The organism is Klebsiella sp. X1-16S-Nf21 (genome assembly GCF_002837615.1).
In the GTDB taxonomy this organism is placed as follows: Bacteria; Pseudomonadota; Gammaproteobacteria; order Enterobacterales; family Enterobacteriaceae; genus Klebsiella; species Klebsiella variicola.
The window spans coordinates 1-19,696 of sequence record NZ_PJDK01000035.1 but is presented as its reverse complement, the minus strand read 5'-3'; the positions used below and the strand labels follow the sequence as shown (position 1 = coordinate 19,696).

19 protein-coding genes and 1 pseudogene are annotated in these 19,696 nt (G+C 59.6%); 15 read left to right on the top strand and 5 right to left on the bottom strand.

Annotated features, from left to right (window positions below; translation table 11 throughout):
- Positions 1-37: 37 nt before the first annotated feature.
- From CW267_RS16655 to CW267_RS16640, 4 genes are all read left to right on the top strand, one after another.
- Positions 38-1,033: an NAD-dependent epimerase/dehydratase family protein gene (locus CW267_RS16655; protein WP_044649664.1), complete on the top strand. Its 996-nt coding sequence runs from the start codon at positions 38-40 to the stop codon at positions 1,031-1,033.
- 94 nt (positions 1,034-1,127) lie between these two features.
- Positions 1,128-1,742 (top strand): TetR/AcrR family transcriptional regulator, encoded by a 615-nt coding sequence (locus tag CW267_RS16650; RefSeq protein WP_004143215.1) that lies wholly within the window; start codon positions 1,128-1,130, stop codon positions 1,740-1,742.
- A 74-nt stretch (positions 1,743-1,816) separates the two neighbouring features.
- Positions 1,817-2,926 (top strand): efflux RND transporter periplasmic adaptor subunit, encoded by a 1,110-nt coding sequence (locus tag CW267_RS16645; protein WP_100780944.1) that lies wholly within the window; start codon positions 1,817-1,819, stop codon positions 2,924-2,926.
- Positions 2,923-6,024, top strand: a complete 3,102-nt coding sequence (locus CW267_RS16640; protein ID WP_100780943.1) for an efflux RND transporter permease subunit — start codon at positions 2,923-2,925, stop codon at positions 6,022-6,024. The genes CW267_RS16645 and CW267_RS16640 overlap by 4 nt, the downstream gene beginning before the upstream one ends.
- A 55-nt stretch (positions 6,025-6,079) precedes the next feature.
- Here the strand turns inward: CW267_RS16640 and lldD are convergent, their stop codons facing one another.
- Both lldD and CW267_RS31355 read right to left on the bottom strand, forming a co-directional pair.
- Positions 6,080-7,264 (bottom strand): FMN-dependent L-lactate dehydrogenase LldD, encoded by a 1,185-nt coding sequence (gene lldD, locus CW267_RS16635; RefSeq protein ID WP_032733206.1) that lies wholly within the window; start codon positions 7,262-7,264, stop codon positions 6,080-6,082.
- 303 nt (positions 7,265-7,567) lie between these two features.
- A pseudogene (locus CW267_RS31355) lies at positions 7,568-7,645 on the bottom strand (hypothetical protein); the annotation flags it as partial.
- On the opposite strand from CW267_RS31355, the gene CW267_RS16625 reads away from it, so the two are divergent.
- The 8 genes from CW267_RS16625 to ldtE all read left to right on the top strand — a co-directional run bounded on the left by CW267_RS16625 (position 7,644) and on the right by ldtE (position 14,927).
- Complete coding sequence (locus CW267_RS16625; protein WP_004203090.1) at positions 7,644-7,841, top strand: hypothetical protein; 198 nt, start codon at positions 7,644-7,646, stop codon at positions 7,839-7,841. The pseudogene CW267_RS31355 and the gene CW267_RS16625 overlap by 2 nt on opposite strands.
- Before the next feature lie 474 nt (positions 7,842-8,315).
- Positions 8,316-8,693: a Fe-S cluster assembly scaffold SufA gene (gene sufA / locus CW267_RS16620; protein ID WP_008804464.1), complete on the top strand. Its 378-nt coding sequence runs from the start codon at positions 8,316-8,318 to the stop codon at positions 8,691-8,693.
- Between the two features lie 2 nt (positions 8,694-8,695).
- Positions 8,696-10,183 (top strand): Fe-S cluster assembly protein SufB, encoded by a 1,488-nt coding sequence (gene sufB / locus CW267_RS16615; protein ID WP_008804465.1) that lies wholly within the window; start codon positions 8,696-8,698, stop codon positions 10,181-10,183.
- A gap of 16 nt (positions 10,184-10,199) precedes the next feature.
- Entirely contained in the window at positions 10,200-10,946 is a 747-nt protein-coding gene (gene sufC / locus CW267_RS16610) for a Fe-S cluster assembly ATPase SufC (protein WP_004184415.1), read from the top strand.
- Entirely contained in the window at positions 10,921-12,195 is a 1,275-nt protein-coding gene (gene sufD, locus CW267_RS16605; RefSeq protein ID WP_012541393.1) for a Fe-S cluster assembly protein SufD, read from the top strand. Before sufC ends, sufD begins: the two co-directional genes overlap by 26 nt.
- Entirely contained in the window at positions 12,192-13,412 is a 1,221-nt protein-coding gene (gene sufS / locus CW267_RS16600) for a cysteine desulfurase SufS (protein WP_008804467.1), read from the top strand. The genes sufD and sufS overlap by 4 nt, the downstream gene beginning before the upstream one ends.
- Before the next feature lie 11 nt (positions 13,413-13,423).
- Positions 13,424-13,840 carry a cysteine desulfuration protein SufE gene (sufE, locus tag CW267_RS16595; RefSeq protein WP_039103818.1) on the top strand — a complete coding sequence of 139 codons (417 nt, stop codon included), beginning with the start codon at positions 13,424-13,426 and terminating at the stop codon, positions 13,838-13,840.
- Between the two features lie 100 nt (positions 13,841-13,940).
- Positions 13,941-14,927: a L,D-transpeptidase LdtE gene (gene ldtE, locus CW267_RS16590; RefSeq protein ID WP_008804469.1), complete on the top strand. Its 987-nt coding sequence runs from the start codon at positions 13,941-13,943 to the stop codon at positions 14,925-14,927.
- Positions 14,928-14,988: 61 nt separating this feature from the next.
- On the opposite strand, the gene CW267_RS16585 is transcribed toward ldtE, so the two are convergent.
- Both CW267_RS16585 and pykF read right to left on the bottom strand, forming a co-directional pair.
- Positions 14,989-15,225, bottom strand: coding sequence for a major outer membrane lipoprotein (locus tag CW267_RS16585; protein WP_007374746.1), 237 nt, complete (start codon positions 15,223-15,225; stop codon positions 14,989-14,991).
- A gap of 312 nt (positions 15,226-15,537) precedes the next feature.
- Entirely contained in the window at positions 15,538-16,950 is a 1,413-nt protein-coding gene (gene pykF / locus CW267_RS16580) for a pyruvate kinase PykF (RefSeq protein ID WP_012541397.1), read from the bottom strand.
- A 137-nt stretch (positions 16,951-17,087) separates the two neighbouring features.
- On the opposite strand from pykF, the gene CW267_RS30655 reads away from it, so the two are divergent.
- Positions 17,088-17,219, top strand: a complete 132-nt coding sequence (locus tag CW267_RS30655; protein WP_004217210.1) for a hypothetical protein — start codon at positions 17,088-17,090, stop codon at positions 17,217-17,219.
- Between the two features lie 236 nt (positions 17,220-17,455).
- Positions 17,456-17,668 carry a fumarate hydratase FumD gene (gene fumD, locus CW267_RS16575; protein WP_012541399.1) on the top strand — a complete coding sequence of 71 codons (213 nt, stop codon included), beginning with the start codon at positions 17,456-17,458 and terminating at the stop codon, positions 17,666-17,668.
- 17 nt (positions 17,669-17,685) lie between these two features.
- On the opposite strand, the gene CW267_RS16570 is transcribed toward fumD, so the two are convergent.
- The gene (locus CW267_RS16570) at positions 17,686-18,324 is read right to left on the bottom strand and encodes a TetR/AcrR family transcriptional regulator (protein WP_008804472.1); all 639 of its coding nucleotides are present in this window, start codon (positions 18,322-18,324) and stop codon (positions 17,686-17,688) included.
- A gap of 126 nt (positions 18,325-18,450) precedes the next feature.
- Between CW267_RS16570 and CW267_RS16565 the strand changes: the two genes are divergently transcribed.
- Positions 18,451-19,696, top strand: a 1,246-nt coding sequence (locus CW267_RS16565) for a sugar phosphate isomerase/epimerase and 4-hydroxyphenylpyruvate domain-containing protein (protein WP_101148641.1), incomplete at its 3' end; no start/stop codon positions are given.

The window sequence follows — 19,696 nt, the reverse complement described above, 5'->3', positions numbered from 1 at the left end:
AGGCTGTCAAGCATCCATTAGCGAACGGGGAAAGAGGATGAACAGCAGCGGCAAGGTACTTATTCTGGGAGCAAGCGGGGGCATTGGCGGGGAAGTGGCGCGCCGGCTGGTGGCGGACAACTGGCAGGTTCGGGCGCTGAAGCGCGGCGCTCAGATTCGCGGTCCCGCAGATGGCATGCAGTGGATAGCCGGCGACGCGCTGAATGCCGGGCAGGTTGCGGCGGCGGCTGCCGGTTGCGACGTTATCGTCCATGCGGTCAATCCGCCGGGCTACCGGCACTGGCGGCAGCAGGTACTGCCCATGCTGCACAACACCCTGCAGGCCGCCGAACAACAGCGGGCGTTAGTTGTCCTGCCCGGCACGGTCTATAACTATGGACCGGATGCCTTTCCGCTGATTGCTGAAGAGGCCGCACAACAGCCAGTGACCCGCAAAGGTGCCATCCGGGTGGAGATGGAGCTGGCGCTGGAGGATTACGTGCAGCGCGGTGGCCGGGCGTTGATTGTTCGGGCGGGCGATTTTTTTGGTCCACGCGCCGGAAATAACTGGTTTTCTCAGGGGCTGGTCAAGCCTGGTCAGCTTCCCCGCGTCATTAGCCGCCCGGGGGCGATCGGCGTCGGGCATCAGTGGGCTTATCTGCCCGACGTCGCCGACACCATCGCCGCGCTGCTGGCCCGCAGGCATGAGCTTGAGCCGTTTGCTCGCTTTCATATGCAGGGCCACTGGGACCCGGACGGCCGCGAAATGAGTCAGGCGATCCAGCGGGTGGTCGCCCGCTATGGCGGCCGAGCGGCAGTGAAGTCTTTTCCCTGGTGGCTGGTAAAGCTGGCGGCGCCCTTCAACGCCACCCTGCGCGAAATGGTCGAGATGCACTATCTTTGGCGTCTGCCGGTACGCCTGCGCAACGATAAACTGGTTGATTTTTTAGGCGCGGAGCCGCATACCCCACTCGACAGCGCGGTGCTTCAGACGCTGCAAGGCCTGGGTTGTCTGCCCGCCGGCGCGATAAACACCGAGGTGCGCGAGGCGTGACGCGGCGAGAGGTTCACAGAACGGACGTTATTGTGACCAAATCATAATAACGTCACTCGTTGTCAAACGATAGCGATCGCATTAAGCTAAACGGATGACGAAAAATACCCCCACCCCTGCAAGCCGTGGTCCCCATGACCACAGCGTTCGGGACCAGATTCTTGACGCGGCCATGGCGCACTTTAGTCGCTATGGCTATGAGAAAACGACGGTCACCGATCTCGCCAAAGCGATAGGCTTTTCCAAAGCCTATATCTATAAATTCTTTGACTCCAAGCAGGCGATTGGCGAGGCGATTTGCGCCAGCCGGCTGGAGAAGATCATGGTGGCCGTCAGCGCGGCTATCGCCGATGCGCCGTCCGCCAGCGAGAAACTGCGCCGCCTGTTCCGGGCACTGACCGAGGCCGGCAGTGAACTGTTTTTCGAGGATCGCAAACTGTACGACATCGCCGCCGTCGCGGCGCGCGATAAATGGCCCTCAACGGAACAGTATGCCGGTCATCTGCAGCAGCTGATTGGTCAAATCCTTGTCGAAGGCCGCCAGGCGGGTGAGTTCGAGCGCAAAACCCCGCTGGATGAGGCAACCCTGGCGGTCTATATGGTGATGTGTCCTTTCATCAACCCGGTGCAGTTGCAATACAATCTCGACACCGCGCCCACCGCGGCGGTGCTGCTTGCCTCCCTGATCCTGAGAAGTCTCTCCCCCTGATTAGTGACTATTGACTTTATTGGTCACTAGTCTGAGAATGCGGTCACTGTCCGGTCTTTTCATTAAGGTGACCCATGCTCAGGCTCAATGCCGTCCATCTTGCCGTCTGCCTCCTGCCGCTGGCCCTCGCGGGCTGCGGCGAACCTGCCGATTATGACGATCCCCGCACCCGGCCGCCGCTGGTCCGGGTGGCGACCGTCGAGCGCGCGGAGGCCAGCTCGCGGGCCTTTACCGGCGTGGTGGTCGCTCGTACCCAAAGCGATCTCGGCTTCCGGGTATCGGGAAAAATCCTTGCCCGGCTGGTGGAGACCGGGCAGAGCGTCAAGCGCGGTCAACTGCTGCTGCGTCTGGATCCGGCTGATTTAACCTTGCAGGCGCAGTCTCAACAGCGGGCCGTGGATGCCGCGCGGGCGCGAGCCAAAAAGGCGACCAACGATCTGGCCCGCTATCGCGGCCTGGTGGCGAGCGGCGCCGTCTCGGCCGCGGAATTCGACCAGGTTAACGCAGCGGCAGAGGCGGCGAGAGCCGACCTCAGCGCGGCCCAGGCGCAGGCCAATGTGGCGCAAAACGCCACCGGCTATGCCGGACTGCTGGCGGACGCTGACGGCGTGGTGGTGGAAACGCTTGCCGAACCGGGGCAGGTGGTCAGCGCCGGACAGGTGGTGATCCGCCTGGCGCGGGCGGGGCAGCGCGAAGCGCGGGTGCAGCTTCCGGAGACGCTGCGCCCGGCGGTCGGCAGCGAGGCGCTGGCGACACGCTATGGCAGCGAATCTCAGCCGGTCACGGCGACCCTGCGACTGCTTTCGGACGCGGCTGACGCCACCACCCGCACCTTTGAAGCGCGCTATGTGCTGAACGGGGCGCTGGCGAATGCGCCGCTGGGGTCTACCGTGACCCTGCGTATCGGCAGCGACCAGGCGCCAGGCCAGGTGCTGGAGGTGCCCCTGGCGTCGGTCTACGATCCGGGCAACGGCCCTGGCGTCTGGCGCATTGCCTCCCGTCCGGCCACCGTCTCCTGGCAACCGGTAACTGTGCTCGGCCTGAATGATGAAACGGCGCGGGTGACCGGCCCGTTGAAGCCCGGCGAGCCCATCGTCGCCCTGGGCGCCCATCTTCTGCACCAGGGCGAGGCGGTGCGTCTGGCGGAACGACGCGAGCATAATGCCGCCGGGAGCCAGCCATGAGCGCCGGGCGTTTTAATCTCTCCGCGCTGGCCGTCCGCGAGCGGTCGGTGACCCTGTTTTTAATTATCCTCATCTCCGTCGCCGGGCTGGTGGCGTTCTTCGGACTCGGGCGGGCGGAAGATCCGCCCTTCACGGTCAAGCAAATGACGGTCATTACCGTCTGGCCCGGCGCCACCGCGCAGGAGATGCAGGATCAGGTCGCCGAGCCGCTGGAAAAACGGCTCCAGGAGCTGAAGTGGTACGATCGCACGGAGACCTATACCCGCCCTGGCATGGCGTTGATCACCTTGTCGCTGCAGGATCAGACCCCGCCGTCCGAGGTGCCGGAGCAGTTTTATCAGGCGCGCAAAAAGCTCGGGGATGAGGCGAAAAACCTGCCTGCCGGCGTCTCCGGCCCGATGATGAATGACGAATTCGCCGATGTCACCTTTGCCCTCTTTGCTCTGAAAGCGCGGGGAGAGCCGCCGCGGCAGCTGGTGCGTGACGCTGAAGCCCTGCGCCAGCAGCTGCTACATGTACCCGGGGTGAAAAAAGTGAATATCCTCGGCGAACAGGCGGAGCGCATTTATCTCTCCTTTTCTCATGATCGTCTCGCCACCCTGGGCCTTTCGCCAGAGGCGATTTTTGCCGCGCTGAACAGCCAGAATGTGCTGACCGCCGCCGGGGCCATTGAGACCCGGGGCGGGCAGATCTTTATCCGCCTCGACGGGGCGTTCGACCGCCTGCAGCAGATCCGCGACACGCCGATTATTGCCGGGGGCAGAACGCTGAAACTGGCCGATGTCGCCACGGTTGAGCGAGGGTATGAAGATCCCGCGACCTTCCTGATCCGCAATCAGGGCGAACCGGCGCTGCTGCTGGGGGTGGTGATGCGCGAGGGCTGGAATGGTCTGGCGCTGGGGAAAGCGCTGGACGCCGAAACGGCCAGCATCAATCAGAGCCTGCCGCTCGGCATGTCGTTGACCAAGGTGACCGATCAGTCGGTGAATATCAGCGCCGCGGTCGATGAGTTCATGATCAAATTCTTTGTCGCCCTGCTGGTGGTGATGGCGGTGTGCTTTGTCAGCATGGGGTGGCGCGTGGGCGTGGTGGTCGCGGCGGCGGTGCCTTTAACTCTGGCCGTGGTGTTTGTGGTGATGGAGGCGACCGGCAAAAACTTCGACCGTATCACTCTCGGCTCGCTGATCCTCGCCCTGGGCCTGCTGGTGGATGATGCCATCATTGCCATCGAAATGATGGTGGTCAAAATGGAGGAGGGGTACGACCGCCTCAAAGCCTCCGCCTATGCCTGGAGCCATACCGCGGCGCCCATGCTGGCCGGTACCCTGGTAACGGCCGTAGGCTTTATGCCCAATGGATTTGCGCAGTCCACCGCCGGGGAGTACGCCAGCAACGTGTTCTGGATCGTCGGTATCGCGCTGATTGCCTCCTGGATTGTGGCGGTGATTTTTACCCCCTGGCTGGGGGTGCACCTGTTGCCGGACAGAAAGCCTGCGACGGCAGGTCACGCCGCGCTGTATGACACCCCGCGCTATCAGCGTTTCCGTCGGCTGCTGACCCGGGTTATCGCCCGCAAATGGCGCGTGGCCGCCAGCGTGGTGGTGCTGTTTATGGTGGCGATACTGGGAATGAGCGTGGTGAAAAAGCAGTTTTTCCCCACCTCCGATCGTCCGGAAGTACTGGTTGAAGTACAGATGCCTTACGGGTCGTCGATTATCCAGACCAGCGCCGCGACGGCGAAAATTGAGCACTGGCTGCAGCAGCAGTCGGAGGCGAAGATTGTCACCAGCTATATCGGCCAGGGCGCGCCGCGCTTTTACCTGGCGATGGCCCCGGAGTTGCCCGATCCCTCCTTTGCCAAACTGGTGGTGTTGACCGACGGTCAGGACGCCCGCGAGGCGCTCAAGCGGCGGCTGCGGGAGGCGGTGGCCAATGGCCTGGCGCCGGAAGCGCGGGTGCGCGTCACTCAGCTGGTCTTTGGCCCTTATTCGCCCTATCCGGTTGCCTGGCGGGTGATGGGGCCCGATCCGCACACCTTGCTCGACATCGCCGAACGGGTTAAATCGGTGCTGCAGGCCAGTCCGCTGATGCGCACCGTCAATAGCGACTGGGGTTCGCGGGTGCCGGTGATGCATTTCAGCCTCAATCAGGACCGGCTGCAGGCGAGCGGACTCAGCTCCCAGTCCGTCGCCCAGCAGCTGCAGTTCCTGCTGTCAGGGATCCCCATCACCACTGTTCGGGAAGATATTCGCGCCGTGCAGGTCATCGGCCGCGCGGCGGGCGATATCCGTCTGGATCCGGCGAAAATCGCCGACTTCACTCTGGTGGGCAGCGGCGGGCAGCGGGTTCCCTTGTCACAGATTGGCGACGTGTCGATCAGAATGGAGGACCCGCTGCTTCGCCGTCGCGATCGCACGCCGACCATCACCGTCCGCGGAGATGTCGCGGATAACCTGCAGCCGCCGGATGTCTCCACCGCGCTGATGAAATCGCTGCAGCCCATTATCGACTCGCTGCCGCCGGGGTATCGCATCGAGACGGCGGGGTCGATCGAGGAGTCAAGCAAAGCCACGCGGGCGATGGTGCCGTTATTTCCCATCATGATCGCCCTCACGCTGCTGATCATTATCCTGCAGGTGCGTTCGCTGTCGGCGATGGTCATGGTTTTCCTGACCGCGCCGCTGGGGCTGATTGGCGTGGTGCCGACGCTGCTGCTGTTCAATCAGCCGTTTGGCATCAATGCTCTTGTGGGCCTGATCGCCCTGTCGGGGATCCTGATGCGCAATACGCTGATCCTGATTGGCCAAATCCACCATAACGAACAGGCAGGGCTCGATCCGTTCCACGCGGTGGTGGAGGCGACAGTACAGCGCGCCCGCCCGGTTCTGCTGACCGCGCTGGCGGCGATCCTGGCGTTCATTCCGCTCACCCATTCGGTCTTCTGGGGAACGCTCGCCTATACGCTGATTGGCGGGACGCTGGGGGGAACCATCATGACCCTTATTTTCCTGCCGGCCATGTACGCGATCTGGTTCCGCATCCGACCTCAGCCCCCGGCTGACGCAGTGCAACACCCGGCGCTGCACCCGCAGGGGTAATTCCCTCTTGCCGGACCTGGCCGATAAACGCGGTCAGGCCCGGCCCTGGGCAGCGTCAGGCGGGTAAGGATACCGGCACCGCATGAGTGCGATGTTGATCCTGTTCGAGACGGTCAAGGCAATCGAGGCTGATGGCCGATGGCGAGGTCGCGCCGGTGAGGGTCATGGTGACCTTCATATCCTCGGCAAATAAGCGCAGCAGATGCGCCACGCCCGCTTCGCCCGCCGCGGCCAGGGCATAAATATAGGCCCGCCCGAGCAGCACGCCCTTCGCGCCGAGGGCCAGCAGGCGAATGACGTCCACGCCGGAGCGCACTCCGGAATCAGCAAGCACCGTCAGATCGTCGCCGACCGCATCCACCACCCTTGGTAGCGCCCGGGCAGTGGGGATGGCGCCATCGAGCTGTCTGCCGCCATGATTCGACACCACAATGCCATCGGCGCCGAGGCGCACGGCATTGCGCGCATCGTCGGCATCGAGGATCCCTTTGATGATTAATTTCCCTTGCCAGCTGTCGCGGATCCACTCCAGATCGTGCCAGGCGATGGACGGGTCGAAGTTGTTGCTGATGAACCCCATGTAGTCGTCCATGGTCATTTTGTGGCCGGTGTAGGCTTCGATATTACCGAACGACAGGGGCCTGCCCGCCAGCCCGACGCTCATTGCCCAGCGTGGATGAGTACAGGCCTGGAGATACTGTCGCAGGGTGGCGTGCGGCCCGGACATGCCTGATCGATTATCCCGATACCGCGAGCCGGGGATCGGCATATCGACGGTGAATACCAGGGTTTTCATGCCGGCGGCCCACGCGCGCTCCAGCGCATTACGCATGTAGCCGCGATCTTTCAGCACGTACAGCTGGGACCAGAGTGCGCCGCTGGCCTGGCTCGCCACCTCTTCAATGGAGCAGACCGACACCGTGGACAGGGTGTACGGGATCCCGGCGTGGGAGGCGGCGCGGGCCGCCTGAACTTCGCCGCGGCGGGCGTACATCCCGGTGGCGCCGACCGGCCCCAGCGCCACGGGCATCGCCCATGAAGCATCAAGGATCGTGGTGGCCAGCGTCGGTTCGCCCGCCCCGCACAGCACGCGCTGGCGAAGGGCTACCGAGGCAAGCTCGGTGGCGTTGGCGTTCATGGTATTTTCCGCCACCGCGCCACCGTCAATATAATCAAAAAGGAAGCGGGGCAGACGGCGACGAGCGGCTTCGCGATAATCGCTGGGGGCTGAAACAATCATTATTATGTCCTTATGTCTTTTAACCTAAGTGGATGTTCTGCAGGCAAAAAAACTATAGGCTTCTAAAAACCGGTGGGGAAATGAAATATTAGCATCCCAGCTATTCCCTGCTGGAATAATCTGGTTTTATCGCTGAGGCTGTTATTTCCTTTTATTACTCTTCGGCGCGCGCGTTATTTTTATTTATTTCCGCGCAACGTGAAGCTGGCAAAATAAAGACCCGGTATGAGGCGACAGCGCTTTGCGCCATCGCCACCAGGGGGAAGGAGAGGTCAGCGCGGCGCCTGCGTTTTCCGGGGGGTGTAAAGAAGATGAATTTGAAATTGAGCTGGTGGTATCTTTTGCTAGCCTTTCTCTGGAGGACAGACGGAGCGACACCATGAAAGATAAAGATGAACAAACGGCATTGATTGGCATGGCCATCGGCGCGGCGGTCATTAGCTTAGTGGCTACACAGAAGCAGATTAATCAGGGGAGTATCGTGGATGAACTGGTGAGACTGGGCAGACAGAAGGGGGACGGGGTGGAAGATGAGGTTTTTGTTCAGGCCGCCCGCCTGGTCAGAAAAGGCACCTAGCCAACCGCGACCCTGCCTGGCAATCCATTTACCCGTTTCATCACAGTTTTCATTCCCTTGATCGCGGCCTGGCGAGCGGCGATTGTTGCTTTCCGAAAGCGTCACGGACCGGCGCTTTCTTATCCTGAACCACAGAACCTGCGCCTTCTCGGCCTTGTTGGCCTTTAGGTGACACTGTCACTTTTCCTTCTCCAGGCTGTGCGATAAACAGGAACCGGGTCATCTGCTATTGCATAAATCGGTATTTTCGATACATCTTTACCATTGCGTGCGAATATAGAACGATTTCAGAATAACATATTATAAATCAAAAGATTAAGTTCACCCTGCACACCCTGATAATCCCCGGGCGAGGGTCTATGCTTATAAAAAGCGCTAAATGGGGCAATACCCCTGCTGCAGATGGGTTGAAGTGATAATCATTATCACTAACATGGCGGTATGCCTTGATGGCGCCAACCTGGAGGTCTATCGATGGAAGTACAAGCAGGAACCTTTAATCCCGCCGATTTTAGCTGGCAGGGACTGACCATGACGCCGGCCGCTGCCGCGCATATTCGCGATCTGATGCGCAAGCAACCGGACAAAAAAGGGCTGCGGCTGGGGATAAAAACCAGCGGCTGCGCCGGTTTTGGCTATGTGCTCGAAATGATTGCCGAGCCGGCAGCCGACGATCTGCTCTTTGAACATGACGGGGCGAAACTGTGGGCGCCGCTGCAGGCGATGCCGTTCATTGACGGCACGGAGCTCGATTACGTCCGGGAAGGTTTAAATGAAATCTTTAAATTTCATAACCCGAAAGCGCAGCACGAGTGCGGCTGTGGCGAAAGTTTTGGGGTGCAGGCGGAGTAACTATGTCGCGTAATACTGAAGCAACTGACGATGTCAAAACCTGGACCGGCGGCCCGCTCAATTATAAAGAGGGCTTTTTCACCCGGCTGCAGACCGATGAGCTGGCCAAAGGGATTAATGAAGAGGTGGTCCGGGCCATTTCCGCCCGTCGCAATGAGCCGCAGTGGATGCTGGAGTTTCGGCTCAATGCTTTCCGGGCATGGCTGGAGATGGAGGAGCCGCACTGGCTGAAGGCGCATTACGATAAGCTGAATTATCAGGACTACAGCTACTATTCCGCCCCCTCCTGCGGCAACTGCGATGAGACCTGCGCTTCAGAGCCGGGCGCGGTGCAGCAGACCGGGGCCAACACCTTCCTGACCAGCGAGGTGGAAGAAGCCTTTAACCAGCTGGGCGTGCCGGTACGTGAAGGGCGCGAGGTGGCGGTGGACGCCATATTCGACTCCGTGTCGGTGGCGACCACCTACCGCGAAAAGCTGGCGGAGCAGGGGATCATCTTCTGTTCTTTCGGCGAGGCGATCCACGACCATCCGGAACTGGTGAAAAAGTATCTGGGTACCGTGGTGCCAGGCAATGACAACTTCTTCGCCGCGCTGAACGCCGCAGTGGCTTCGGATGGCACCTTTATCTATGTGCCGAAGGGCGTCCGCTGCCCGATGGAGCTGTCGACCTATTTCCGCATCAACGCCGAAAAGACCGGGCAGTTTGAACGTACCATTCTGGTGGCCGATGAAGGCAGCTACGTCAGCTATATTGAGGGCTGCTCGGCGCCGGTGCGCGACAGCTATCAGCTGCATGCGGCGGTCGTTGAAGTCATCATCCATAAAGATGCGGAAGTGAAATACTCCACGGTGCAGAACTGGTTCCCCGGCGACAACAACACCGGCGGCATTCTCAACTTCGTCACCAAGCGTGCGCTGTGCGAAGGGGAGAACAGCAAGATGTCATGGACCCAGTCGGAAACCGGCTCGGCCATCACCTGGAAATACCCCAGCTGCATTCTGCGCGGCGATAACTCGATCGGCGAATTCTTCTCGGTAGCGCTGACCAGTGGTCACCAGCAGGCGGACACCGGCACCAAAATGATCCATATCGGCAAGAACACCCGCTCGACCATCATCTCGAAAGGGATCTCCGCCGGACACAGCCAGAACAGCTATCGCGGGCTGGTCAAAATCATGCCGACCGCGACTAACGCCCGCAACTTCACCCAGTGCGATTCGATGCTGATCGGCCCGGACTGCGGGGCGCATACCTTCCCGTATGTGGAATGCCGCAACAACAGCGCCCAGCTGGAACATGAAGCGACCACTTCGCGGATTGGCGAAGATCAGCTGTTCTACTGTTTACAGCGCGGGATCAGCGAAGACGATGCCATCTCGATGATCGTCAACGGTTTCTGTAAAGACGTCTTCTCCGAACTGCCGCTGGAGTTCGCCGTCGAAGCGCAAAAATTGCTGGCCATTAGCCTTGAACATAGCGTCGGCTGATAATTAAGGAAAAAAGATGTTAAGTATTCAAGATTTACACGTCGCCGTCGAAGATAAAGCGATCCTGCGCGGGCTGAACCTTGAGGTGCGCCCGGGGGAGGTCCACGCCATTATGGGGCCAAACGGCTCGGGGAAAAGTACGCTTTCGGCCACCCTGGCCGGGCGTGAGGATTACGAGGTGACCGGCGGCCGCGTCGAATTTAAGGGTAAAGACCTGCTGGAACTTGCCCCGGAAGATCGCGCCGGAGAAGGTATCTTTATGGCCTTCCAGTATCCGGTGGAAATTCCCGGCGTCAGCAACCAATTCTTCCTGCAGACCGCGCTGAATGCCGTGCGCAACTATCGCGGCCAGGAGCCGCTGGATCGCTTCGACTTCCAGGACCTGATGGAAGAGAAAATCAGGCTGCTGCAGATGCCGGCAGATCTGCTGACCCGCTCGGTGAACGTTGGCTTCTCCGGCGGTGAGAAAAAGCGTAACGATATTCTGCAAATGGCGGTGCTGGAGCCGGAGCTGTGCATTCTTGATGAGTCAGATTCCGGGCTGGATATTGATGCACTGAAGATTGTCTCGGAAGGTGTCAACTCGCTACGCGACGGCAAACGCGCCTTCATCATTGTCACCCACTATCAGCGCATTCTTGACTATATCAAGCCGGACTACGTCCATGTTCTGTATCAGGGGCGGATTGTGAAGTCGGGGGATTTCACCCTCGTCAAACAGCTGGAGGAGCAGGGCTATGGCTGGCTTACCGAACAGCAGTAACGCGCTGCAGCAGTGGCACCACCTGTTTGAAGCGCAGGGCGGCCAGCGTACGGCGGAGGCCACCCAGCATCTGCAGCAGCTGCTGCGCCTGGGGCTGCCGACACGTAAGCACGAGGACTGGAAATACACCCCGCTGGATGCGCTACTGAACGGTCACTTTGTCGCCGACGAGGGGGCATCGCTCAGCGCTGAACAGCGTGATGCGCTGGCGCTGCCGCTGGACGCCTGGCGGCTGGTGTTTATCGATGGCCGCTATCATCCTGAGCTGAGCGACGATCTCGCCGCCAGCGGCGTGGAGGTCAGCGTCGATAACCAACGCCAGCATCTGCCGGATGCTTTGCATCCGGAGGTGTTTCTCCATCTGACCGAAAGCCTGGCGCAGACGGTGACCCGCCTTCGCGTACCGCGCAACCGCCGCCTGGATAAGCCGCTGCTGCTGATGCATATCACCCGCGGTCTGGCCGGCGATGCGCTGAATACCGCCCATTATCGCCATCACCTGGCGCTGGAAAGCGGGGCGGAGGCGACTGTGGTCGAACATTACCTGAGCCTCAATGAGCAGCCGCACTTCACCGGCGGGCGACTGACCATGACGGTGGCCGATAACGCGCACCTCCAGCATATCAAGCTGGCGTTTGAGAACGCGCTCAGCTACCACTTCGCCCATAACGACCTGCTGCTGGGCCGCGACGCCTCGGCCTTCAGCAGCAGTTTCCTGCTCGGCGGCCAGGTGCTGCGTCATCACACCAGCACCCGCCTGGGCGGTGAAAACAGCAACCTGCGCCTCAATTCGCTGGCGATGCCGGTGAAAAATGAGGTCTGCGACAGCCGCACCTGGCTCGACCATCAGGTCGGCTACTGCAACAGCCGCCAGCTGCACAAAACCATCGTCAGCGATAAGGGTCGGGCGGTGTTTAACGGGCTGATCAACGTCGCGCCGCACGCGCTGAAAACCGACGGCCAGATGACCAATAACAATCTGCTGCTTGGGCGGCTGGCGGAGGTCGACACTAAACCGCAGCTGGAGATTTACGCCGATGACGTGAAATGCAGCCACGGGGCGACCGTCGGGCGCATTGATGAAGAACAGCTGTTCTATCTGCGCTCGCGCGGTATCGAACAGCAGGCGGCGCAGCAGATGATCCTCTACGCCTTCGCCGCCGAGCTCACCGAGGCTATCCGCAGCGATGCGCTCAGAGAGCAGGTGCTGGCGCGGATTGGACAGCGTTTGCCGGGAGGCACTGTATGACATTTTCAGTAGAACGGGTTCGCGCCGATTTTCCGGTACTGAACCGGGAGGTCAACGGTCAGCCACTGGCCTATCTCGACAGCGCCGCCAGTGCCCAGAAGCCGGAGGCGGTGATCGGCGCCGAAGCGGAATTCTATCGCCACGGCTACGCGGCGGTGCACCGCGGCATCCATACCCTCAGCGCGGAAGCCACCGCGCGGATGGAAGCCGTGCGTCAGCAGGCGGCCACCTTCCTTAACGCCGGGTCGGCGGAGGAAGTGGTGTTCGTCCGCGGCACCACCGAGGGTATCAACCTGGTGGCCAACAGCTGGGGAAACGCCAACGTCGGCGCCGGGGATAACATCATCATCAGCGAAATGGAGCACCACGCCAACATTGTGCCGTGGCAGATGCTGTGCGCCCGCGTCGGGGCTGAGCTGCGGGTGATCCCCCTGAACCCGGACGGCACACTGCAACTGGATGTTGTCCCGGGACTGTTTGACCCGCGCACCCGCCTGCTGGCGATAACCGAGGTCTCCAACGTGCTGGGGACGGAAAACCCGCTGGCGGCGCTGATTGCCCTTGCGCATCAGCATGGCGCGAAAGTGCTGGTGGATGGCGCCCAGGCGGTGATGCACCACCCGGTAGATGTGCAGGCGCTGGGGTGCGATTTCTACGTCTTCTCCGGACACAAGCTGTATGGCCCGACCGGGATCGGCGTGCTCTATGGCCGTTCCGAGCTACTGCAGGCGATGGCGCCATGGGAAGGCGGCGGGTCGATGATCGCCACCGTCAGCCTGACGGAAGGCACCACCTGGAACCGGGCGCCGTGGCGCTTTGAGGCCGGTACGCCGAATACCGGGGGGATCATTGGCCTCGGCGCGGCGCTGACCTACGTCAGCCAACTGGGGCTGACGCAGATCGCGGAGTACGAGCAGACCCTGATGCGCTATGCGCTGGAGGCTCTGCGCGCCGTGCCGGATCTGATCCTCTACGGGCCGGCGCAGCGCAAAGGGGTGATCGCTTTTAACCTCGGCCAGCATCACGCCTATGACGTCGGCAGCTTCCTCGACAACTACGGTATCGCCGTGCGAACCGGGCACCACTGCGCCATGCCGCTGATGGCCCGGTATCAGGTACCGGCTATGTGTCGGGCCTCGCTGGCGATGTACAATACCACGGAAGAGGTGGACCGCCTGGTGGCCGGCCTGCAGCGGATCCACAAATTATTAGGGTAAAGGACGTGACGATGGCGGCACTACCAGACAAAGACAAACTGTTGCGCAATTTTAGCCGTTGCGCCAACTGGGAAGAGAAGTATCTCTATATCATTGAGCTGGGCCAGCGGCTGGCGCCGCTAAGCCCGGAAGAACATAGCGTGCAGAACATTATTCAGGGCTGCCAAAGCCAGGTGTGGATTGTGATGGCGCAGGACCCCTCCGGCGTTATCACCCTGCGCGGTGACAGCGATGCGGCGATCGTCAAAGGGCTGATTGCGGTGGTGTTTATCCTTTATGATCGGATGACCGCCCAGGACATCACTGAGTTCGACGTGCGCCCGTGGTTTGAAAAAATGGCGCTCACCCAACACCTGACGCCTTCCCGCTCGCAAGGGCTTGAAGCCATGATCCGTGCGATCCGCGCGAAAGCCGCAAATATTAGCTAGAATAAACAGGTAGATTTCATTCTGTTACGTCCGGTAGGGGTTCTGCTCCTGCCGCCGTTCAGTCTCCTGGCGTTTTATCAGCGAAAGAAGGAATCTCAGTATGAAACGCAAAACGATGATCACCTTAGCCCTTCTCAGCGCGCTTGGCGTCTCCTCGGCCGCCTGGGCCGTCGACTACCCGCTTCCTCCCGCCAACAGCCGGCTGATTGGCCAGAACCAGTACTGGACCGTACAGGAGGGAGACCGCAACCTGCAGGCGATCGCCCGCCATTTCGATACCGCGGCGATGCTGATCCTCGAAGCCAACGATACCATCGCGCCGGTGCAGCCGAAGCCTGGTACTCAGGTCCTGATCCCCTCCCAGATGCTGCTCCCCGACGTACCGCGAGAGGGGATTGTCGTCAACCTTGCGGAACTGCGGCTGTATTACTTCCCGCCGGGAGAGAATCAGGTGCAGGTCTATCCGCTGGGTATCGGCCAGTTAGGGCTGGAAACGCCTGAGATGACCACCCGCATCGGGCAGAAGATCCCCAACCCGACCTGGACGCCCACCGCGGGCATTCGGGCGCGTTCGCTGGAGAAAGGGGTGACGTTACCGGCGGTGGTCCCGGCCGGGCCGTACAATCCGCTGGGGCGCTACGCGCTGCGTCTGGCCTATGGCAACGGCGAATATCTGATTCATGGCACCAACGCGCCGGACAGCGTCGGTTTACGCGTCAGCTCAGGCTGTATGCGAATGAACGCCGATGACATCAAAGCGCTGTTCAACCAGGTGAAAACCGGGACGCCGGTACGGATTATCAATCAGCCGGTGAAGTTTGCCGTCGAACCGGATGGTAAACGCTATGTCGAGGTCCACAGGCCGCTTTCGCAGACGGAAGGGGAAAACACCCGGACCATCGCCTACACGCTGCCTGCGGCGTTTCACGCCTTCGCAGAGGATAAAGCGGTCGATGATGCACAGCTGAAAAAAGCGATGTCGAGAAGGGCGGGATATCCGGTGGTGGTGTCCACGGGGACGGGGAGTGCGCCAGCTACGCTGTCGGCGCAGAACACGCCGTCAGACAACAGCCTGCTTACCCAGTAGCCCTCATGCTGAGGGCAAAAAAAATGGCGCACAGAGTGCGCCATTTTTATTACCAGAACTCTTACTTACGGTAAGAGTGAGCCTGGTTGTCCAGACGCTGGTTAGCGCGAGCTGCGTCGTCTTTAGCAGCCTGAACGTCGGAACGGATTGCGTTCACGTCGTTGCTCAGCTGGTCAACTTTAGCGTTCAGAGTCTGAACGTCAGAAGACAGCTGATCGATTTTAGCATTGCTGGAGCAACCAGCCAGCAGAGTAGAACCCAGGATTACCGCGCCCAGTACCAGTTTAGTACGATTCATTATTAATACCCTCTAGATTGAGTTAATCTCCATGTAGCGTTACAAGTATTACACAAAGTTTTTTGGGATGAGAATATTTTTTTTACCTGAACGCACTTATTTTTGATCGTTCGCTCAAAGAAGCATCGAATTGGACAAAATCGCTGAAAAAGGCGAGTGAAAACAGCGCGCTTCCATCGGATTCATCTTAGATAATCTCTTATTAAATAGTAAATTCCGATTTGCATTTTTAATAGGAAGAGCTAATCAATGAATAAAAAAAAGCGCCCCGAGAGGCGCTTTATTAAAAAAAACCAATTAACCTGTAAATTATTACAGCACGTGTACGGAAGCCGTATTAGTGGTACCGCTCGGCACTAATGCGCCGGAAACCATCACCACCACGTCGCCTTTACGCGCGAGGCCGCTTTTCAGCGCCAGATCTTTGCCCAGATGATAGAAGTCATCGGTAGAGGCGATCTCTTCCACCAGCTGTGGCACAACGCCTTTGCTCAGCACCAGCTGGCGAGCGGTGGTTTCGTTGGTGGTCAGGGCCAGGATGGTGGCGTCCGGGAAGTATTTACGCACAGCGCGTGCGGATTTACCGCCCTGGGTGGCGACAACGATCAGCGGCGCTTCCAGTTTCTCAGCGGTTTCTACCGCGCCGCGGCACACCGCTTCGGTGATGCGCAGTTTACGGTTGTCGTTATTGAAGTCCAGACGGCTGGTCATCACGCGGTCAGTACGTTCGCAGATGGTGGCCATGATGGTGACGGCTTCCAGCGGGTATTTACCTTTCGCGGATTCGCCGGACAGCATCACTGCATCGGTACCGTCGAGGATGGCGTTGGCCACGTCGCCGGCTTCAGCGCGGGTCGGACGCGGGTTCTTGATCATGGAGTCCAGCATCTGAGTCGCGGTGATAACCACTTTGCGCGCGCGGATACATTTTTCGATGATCATTTTCTGGGCAAAGATAACTTCTTCAACCGGGATCTCAACGCCCATGTCGCCACGAGCAACCATGATGCCGTCGGAAGCTTCGAGGATTTCGTCGAAGTTGTTCAGGCCTTCCTGGTTTTCGATTTTGGAGATGATCTGGATGTTTTCGCCGCCGTGGGCTTTCAGGTGCTCACGGATCTCGACGACGTCGGAACGTTTACGGATGAAGGAGGCCGCGACAAAGTCCACGCCCTGTTCGCAACCGAAGATCAGATCCTGTTTGTCTTTCTCAGCCAGCGCCGGCAGGGCGATGGAGACGCCCGGCAGGTTTACGCCTTTGTTCTCGCCAAGGTCGCCGTTGTTCAGCACTTTACAGATAACTTTGTTACCTTCGATAGCCGTCACTTCCATGCCGATCAGGCCATCGTCCACCAGAACGGTGTTGCCGACGGTGAGGTCAGACGTGAAGCCTTCGTAGGTCACAGCAACGATTTCGTTGTTGCCGACGACGGATTTATCGGTGGTGAAGGTGAAGGTCTGGCCTGCTTTCAATGAGACGTCGTTGCCGCCTTCCAGCTTGATGGTACGAATTTCCGGGCCTTTGGTGTCCAGCAGAATAGCGGCTTTCTTACCGGTTTTGCTCATCACATTGCGCAGGTTCTGGATGCGCTGACCGTGTTCCGCATAGTCACCGTGGGAGAAGTTCAGACGCATCACGTTCATGCCGGCTTCCAGCATTTTGGTCAGCATCTCTTCAGATTCGGTTTTCGGACCGATGGTGCAAACAATTTTGGTCTTTTTCATGACAGTTTTAGTCTTTAAGTTGTGAAGGATATGGAATTCTCGCTCCGCGGGCGCACTGCCGGGGAGCCAAACCTGTATTACGAAAGTTGCTAAGCCACGCCCTAAGGATAGGTGACAACCCCGGAGCGTGCAGAAGAATGTGTGCTGGCGGTTCAGCCCATGAAATGTGGCAAGGTGTTATGCGTTTTATCATGCAGTCCAATGCGCTGAAACCATTCAAGAAAGAATCGAAGCGCATTATACGCTGCCGAAATCAAAAAGGAAAATAAAAACCTCGTTTCAAATTATGGACAAAACGCGTAACAAAACCGGCACGTTATGCATAAAAGTACGCAACACATTTTTTCATCACCGGGCAGGCAAAGGGGCAGCGGAAGGCGCTTTTTCTCGCGTGATGAACCAGTAAAATGCGCCATTGGCCCATTCCGCCGGGGATAATTTGCGTTGCGGAAAAAATCTATCAATAATGAATTGATTGATAATAATAAAGTGCGAGCAAAACCAGATGGGAAATAAAGCCAAAGACGACGAGCTGTACCAGGAAATGTGCCGCGTGGTGGGTAAAGTGGTGCTGGAAATGCGAGACCTGGGCCAGGAGCCGAAACACATTGTCATTGCCGGCGTACTGCGCACCTCGCTGGCGAACGCCAAAATTCAGCGTTCGGCGCTCACCGTGGAGGCCATGGAGAAAGTCATTCACGCCCTTTCAGGGCATTAACGTCTTTCGCCGGCGGGTCAGGAAATCACGAAGCGGATCACCGCCCGGACGGCAATGTCACAGTGGTGGGCCACCATCGCTTCGTCGTCGATGGCGGGCAACGGGTCGTCCAGGTACAGGCTGCTGAAGGTGTAGAAATTCGACACCTGATAAAAGCTGAAGCTGCTGATTAACCGGTGCACATCGCGTGCTTCGAGCCCCGCCTGAAAGACGCCTTGCTGCTGGCCGCGCTGTAAAATGTCTTCCAGAATCGACAGGGCGGTACGATTCAGCGGTTTCAGTTCACCCGAGGTTTGTAACCACTTGCCGCGCTGCATATTCTCCATGCAAATCACCCGCATATAGTCCGCGTGGGTGGCGTGATAACGCACGCTCCAGCGCACCAGCCGCACCAGCGCCTCCACCGGCGGCACATTCTCCAGCCCCAGCTGCTGCTCGGTTTCGCGGATCCGCGCATACACATACTGCAGCACCTCCTGATAGAGCTGCTCTTTGCTTTTGAAGTAGTAAACCACCATGCGCTTGGTGGTCTGCGCCTCGGTGGCGATCTGCTCCATGCGGGCGCCTGACAGCCCGTGTTCAGCAAAAACAGCGATAGCGGCGCTGAAAATCCGCGCCTTCAGGGATTGTGCTTCATCATGAGCAACGACGGTCATGGCAACTCCTTTTTCTTGGGTGACAAAAAATACACATAATGATCACAATTTAGCAACCTAGTATGGCGCAAATGAACCAAATGATACATATTCAAGGCTCACGTCAGTTGTTGACCCGAGGACCTTATGCTGCGCTCTATCGCCACCGTTTCGATTTCCGGCACCCTGCCTGAGAAGCTGCACGCTATTGCGGCGGCGGGCTATCAGGGTGTGGAAATTTTCGAGAACGATCTGCTCTATTATACGGGGACGCCGGCGGAAATCCGCCAGCTTGCCGCCGATTTAGGGTTAAAAATCACGCTTTTTCAACCCTTTCGCGATTTTGAAGGCGCCAGCCGGGCGCAGTTTGCGGCGAATATGGCCCGCGCTCGGCGCAAGTTTGCCCTGATGCACGAGCTGGGCTGTGACACGCTGCTGCTGTGCAGCAATGTGCAGCCGGACTGCTCGGCGGATAGCGAATTGCAGGTCGCGGATCTGCGGGCGCTGGCCACGCTGGCGGAAGAAGAGGGGATCACCATCGGCTATGAGGCCCTGGCCTGGGGAACCCATGTGAACCGCTGGCAGCAGGCCTGGGAGCGGGTGCGGCGGGTGGACAGCCCGGCGTTGGGCCTGGTGCTCGACAGCTTCCATATTCTGGCCCGCGGCGACACGCTGGACGCGCTGCCGTCGGTACCGGTGGAGAAAATCACCTTTGTTCAGCTCGCCGATGCGCCGTACATGAAAATGGATCTCCTGGAATGGAGTCGCCATTTCCGCTGCTTCCCCGGGCAGGGCGAGCTGCCGCTGGAGCCGTTTGCCGAGCAGGTCACCCGCTGCGGCTATCGCGGCCCCTGGTCGCTGGAGATCTTTAATGACGGTTTTCGCGCCTCGCCGAACGGCGCGACGGCCAAAGATGGTTATCGTTCGCTGCTGTGGCTGGAGGAGCAAACCCGCCGTCGGCTCCCGACGTGCGATGCCGATCTGTTTTCACCGCCGCCGCTGCCGGTCTATCACGGGCTGGAGTTTATCGAGTTTGCCGCCAGCGCCGCCGAGGCGCAGCGCCTGGGGCAGCATCTGCAGGCGCTGGGTTTTCAGCGCGAGGGAAGCCACCGCTCCAAACAGGTGACGCTGTGGCGCAACGGCGGGGCGCGGATCGTCATCAACCATCAGCCCCACAGCTGGGCCGATCATTTCTATCAACGCCACGGCGTTTCGCTCTGCGCCATGGCGCTGCGGGTCGATCGCAGTGCGCCGATTGTTGCCCGCGCCCGCGCGCTGGGGTATGCCACCTGGCAGGGCGATGCCGGGCCGAACGAAACGCCGATCCCGGCGATCTGCGCCCCGGACGGTAGCCTTATCTATCTCATCGAGGCCGGGGAAGGGATCTATGAGC

Coding starts and splice junctions, on each gene's coding strand:
- pykF (WP_012541397.1), bottom strand. CDS start 16,950: ATGAAAAAGACCAAAATTGTTTGCACCATCGGTCCGAAAACCGAATCT.
- CW267_RS16570 (WP_008804472.1), bottom strand. CDS start 18,324: ATGACCGTCGTTGCTCATGATGAAGCACAATCCCTGAAGGCGCGGATT.
- ldtE (WP_008804469.1), top strand. CDS start 13,941: ATGAAACGCAAAACGATGATCACCTTAGCCCTTCTCAGCGCGCTTGGC.
- fumD (WP_012541399.1), top strand. CDS start 17,456: ATGGGAAATAAAGCCAAAGACGACGAGCTGTACCAGGAAATGTGCCGC.
- CW267_RS16640 (WP_100780943.1), top strand. CDS start 2,923: ATGAGCGCCGGGCGTTTTAATCTCTCCGCGCTGGCCGTCCGCGAGCGG.
- CW267_RS16625 (WP_004203090.1), top strand. CDS start 7,644: ATGAAAGATAAAGATGAACAAACGGCATTGATTGGCATGGCCATCGGC.
- sufS (WP_008804467.1), top strand. CDS start 12,192: ATGACATTTTCAGTAGAACGGGTTCGCGCCGATTTTCCGGTACTGAAC.
- sufB (WP_008804465.1), top strand. CDS start 8,696: ATGTCGCGTAATACTGAAGCAACTGACGATGTCAAAACCTGGACCGGC.
- lldD (WP_032733206.1), bottom strand. CDS start 7,264: ATGATTGTTTCAGCCCCCAGCGATTATCGCGAAGCCGCTCGTCGCCGT.
- CW267_RS16645 (WP_100780944.1), top strand. CDS start 1,817: ATGCTCAGGCTCAATGCCGTCCATCTTGCCGTCTGCCTCCTGCCGCTG.
- sufD (WP_012541393.1), top strand. CDS start 10,921: ATGGCTGGCTTACCGAACAGCAGTAACGCGCTGCAGCAGTGGCACCAC.
- sufC (WP_004184415.1), top strand. CDS start 10,200: ATGTTAAGTATTCAAGATTTACACGTCGCCGTCGAAGATAAAGCGATC.
- CW267_RS16650 (WP_004143215.1), top strand. CDS start 1,128: ATGACGAAAAATACCCCCACCCCTGCAAGCCGTGGTCCCCATGACCAC.
- sufE (WP_039103818.1), top strand. CDS start 13,424: ATGGCGGCACTACCAGACAAAGACAAACTGTTGCGCAATTTTAGCCGT.
- CW267_RS16655 (WP_044649664.1), top strand. CDS start 38: ATGAACAGCAGCGGCAAGGTACTTATTCTGGGAGCAAGCGGGGGCATT.
- CW267_RS30655 (WP_004217210.1), top strand. CDS start 17,088: ATGTGTGCTGGCGGTTCAGCCCATGAAATGTGGCAAGGTGTTATGCGT.
- CW267_RS16585 (WP_007374746.1), bottom strand. CDS start 15,225: ATGAATCGTACTAAACTGGTACTGGGCGCGGTAATCCTGGGTTCTACT.
- sufA (WP_008804464.1), top strand. CDS start 8,316: ATGGAAGTACAAGCAGGAACCTTTAATCCCGCCGATTTTAGCTGGCAG.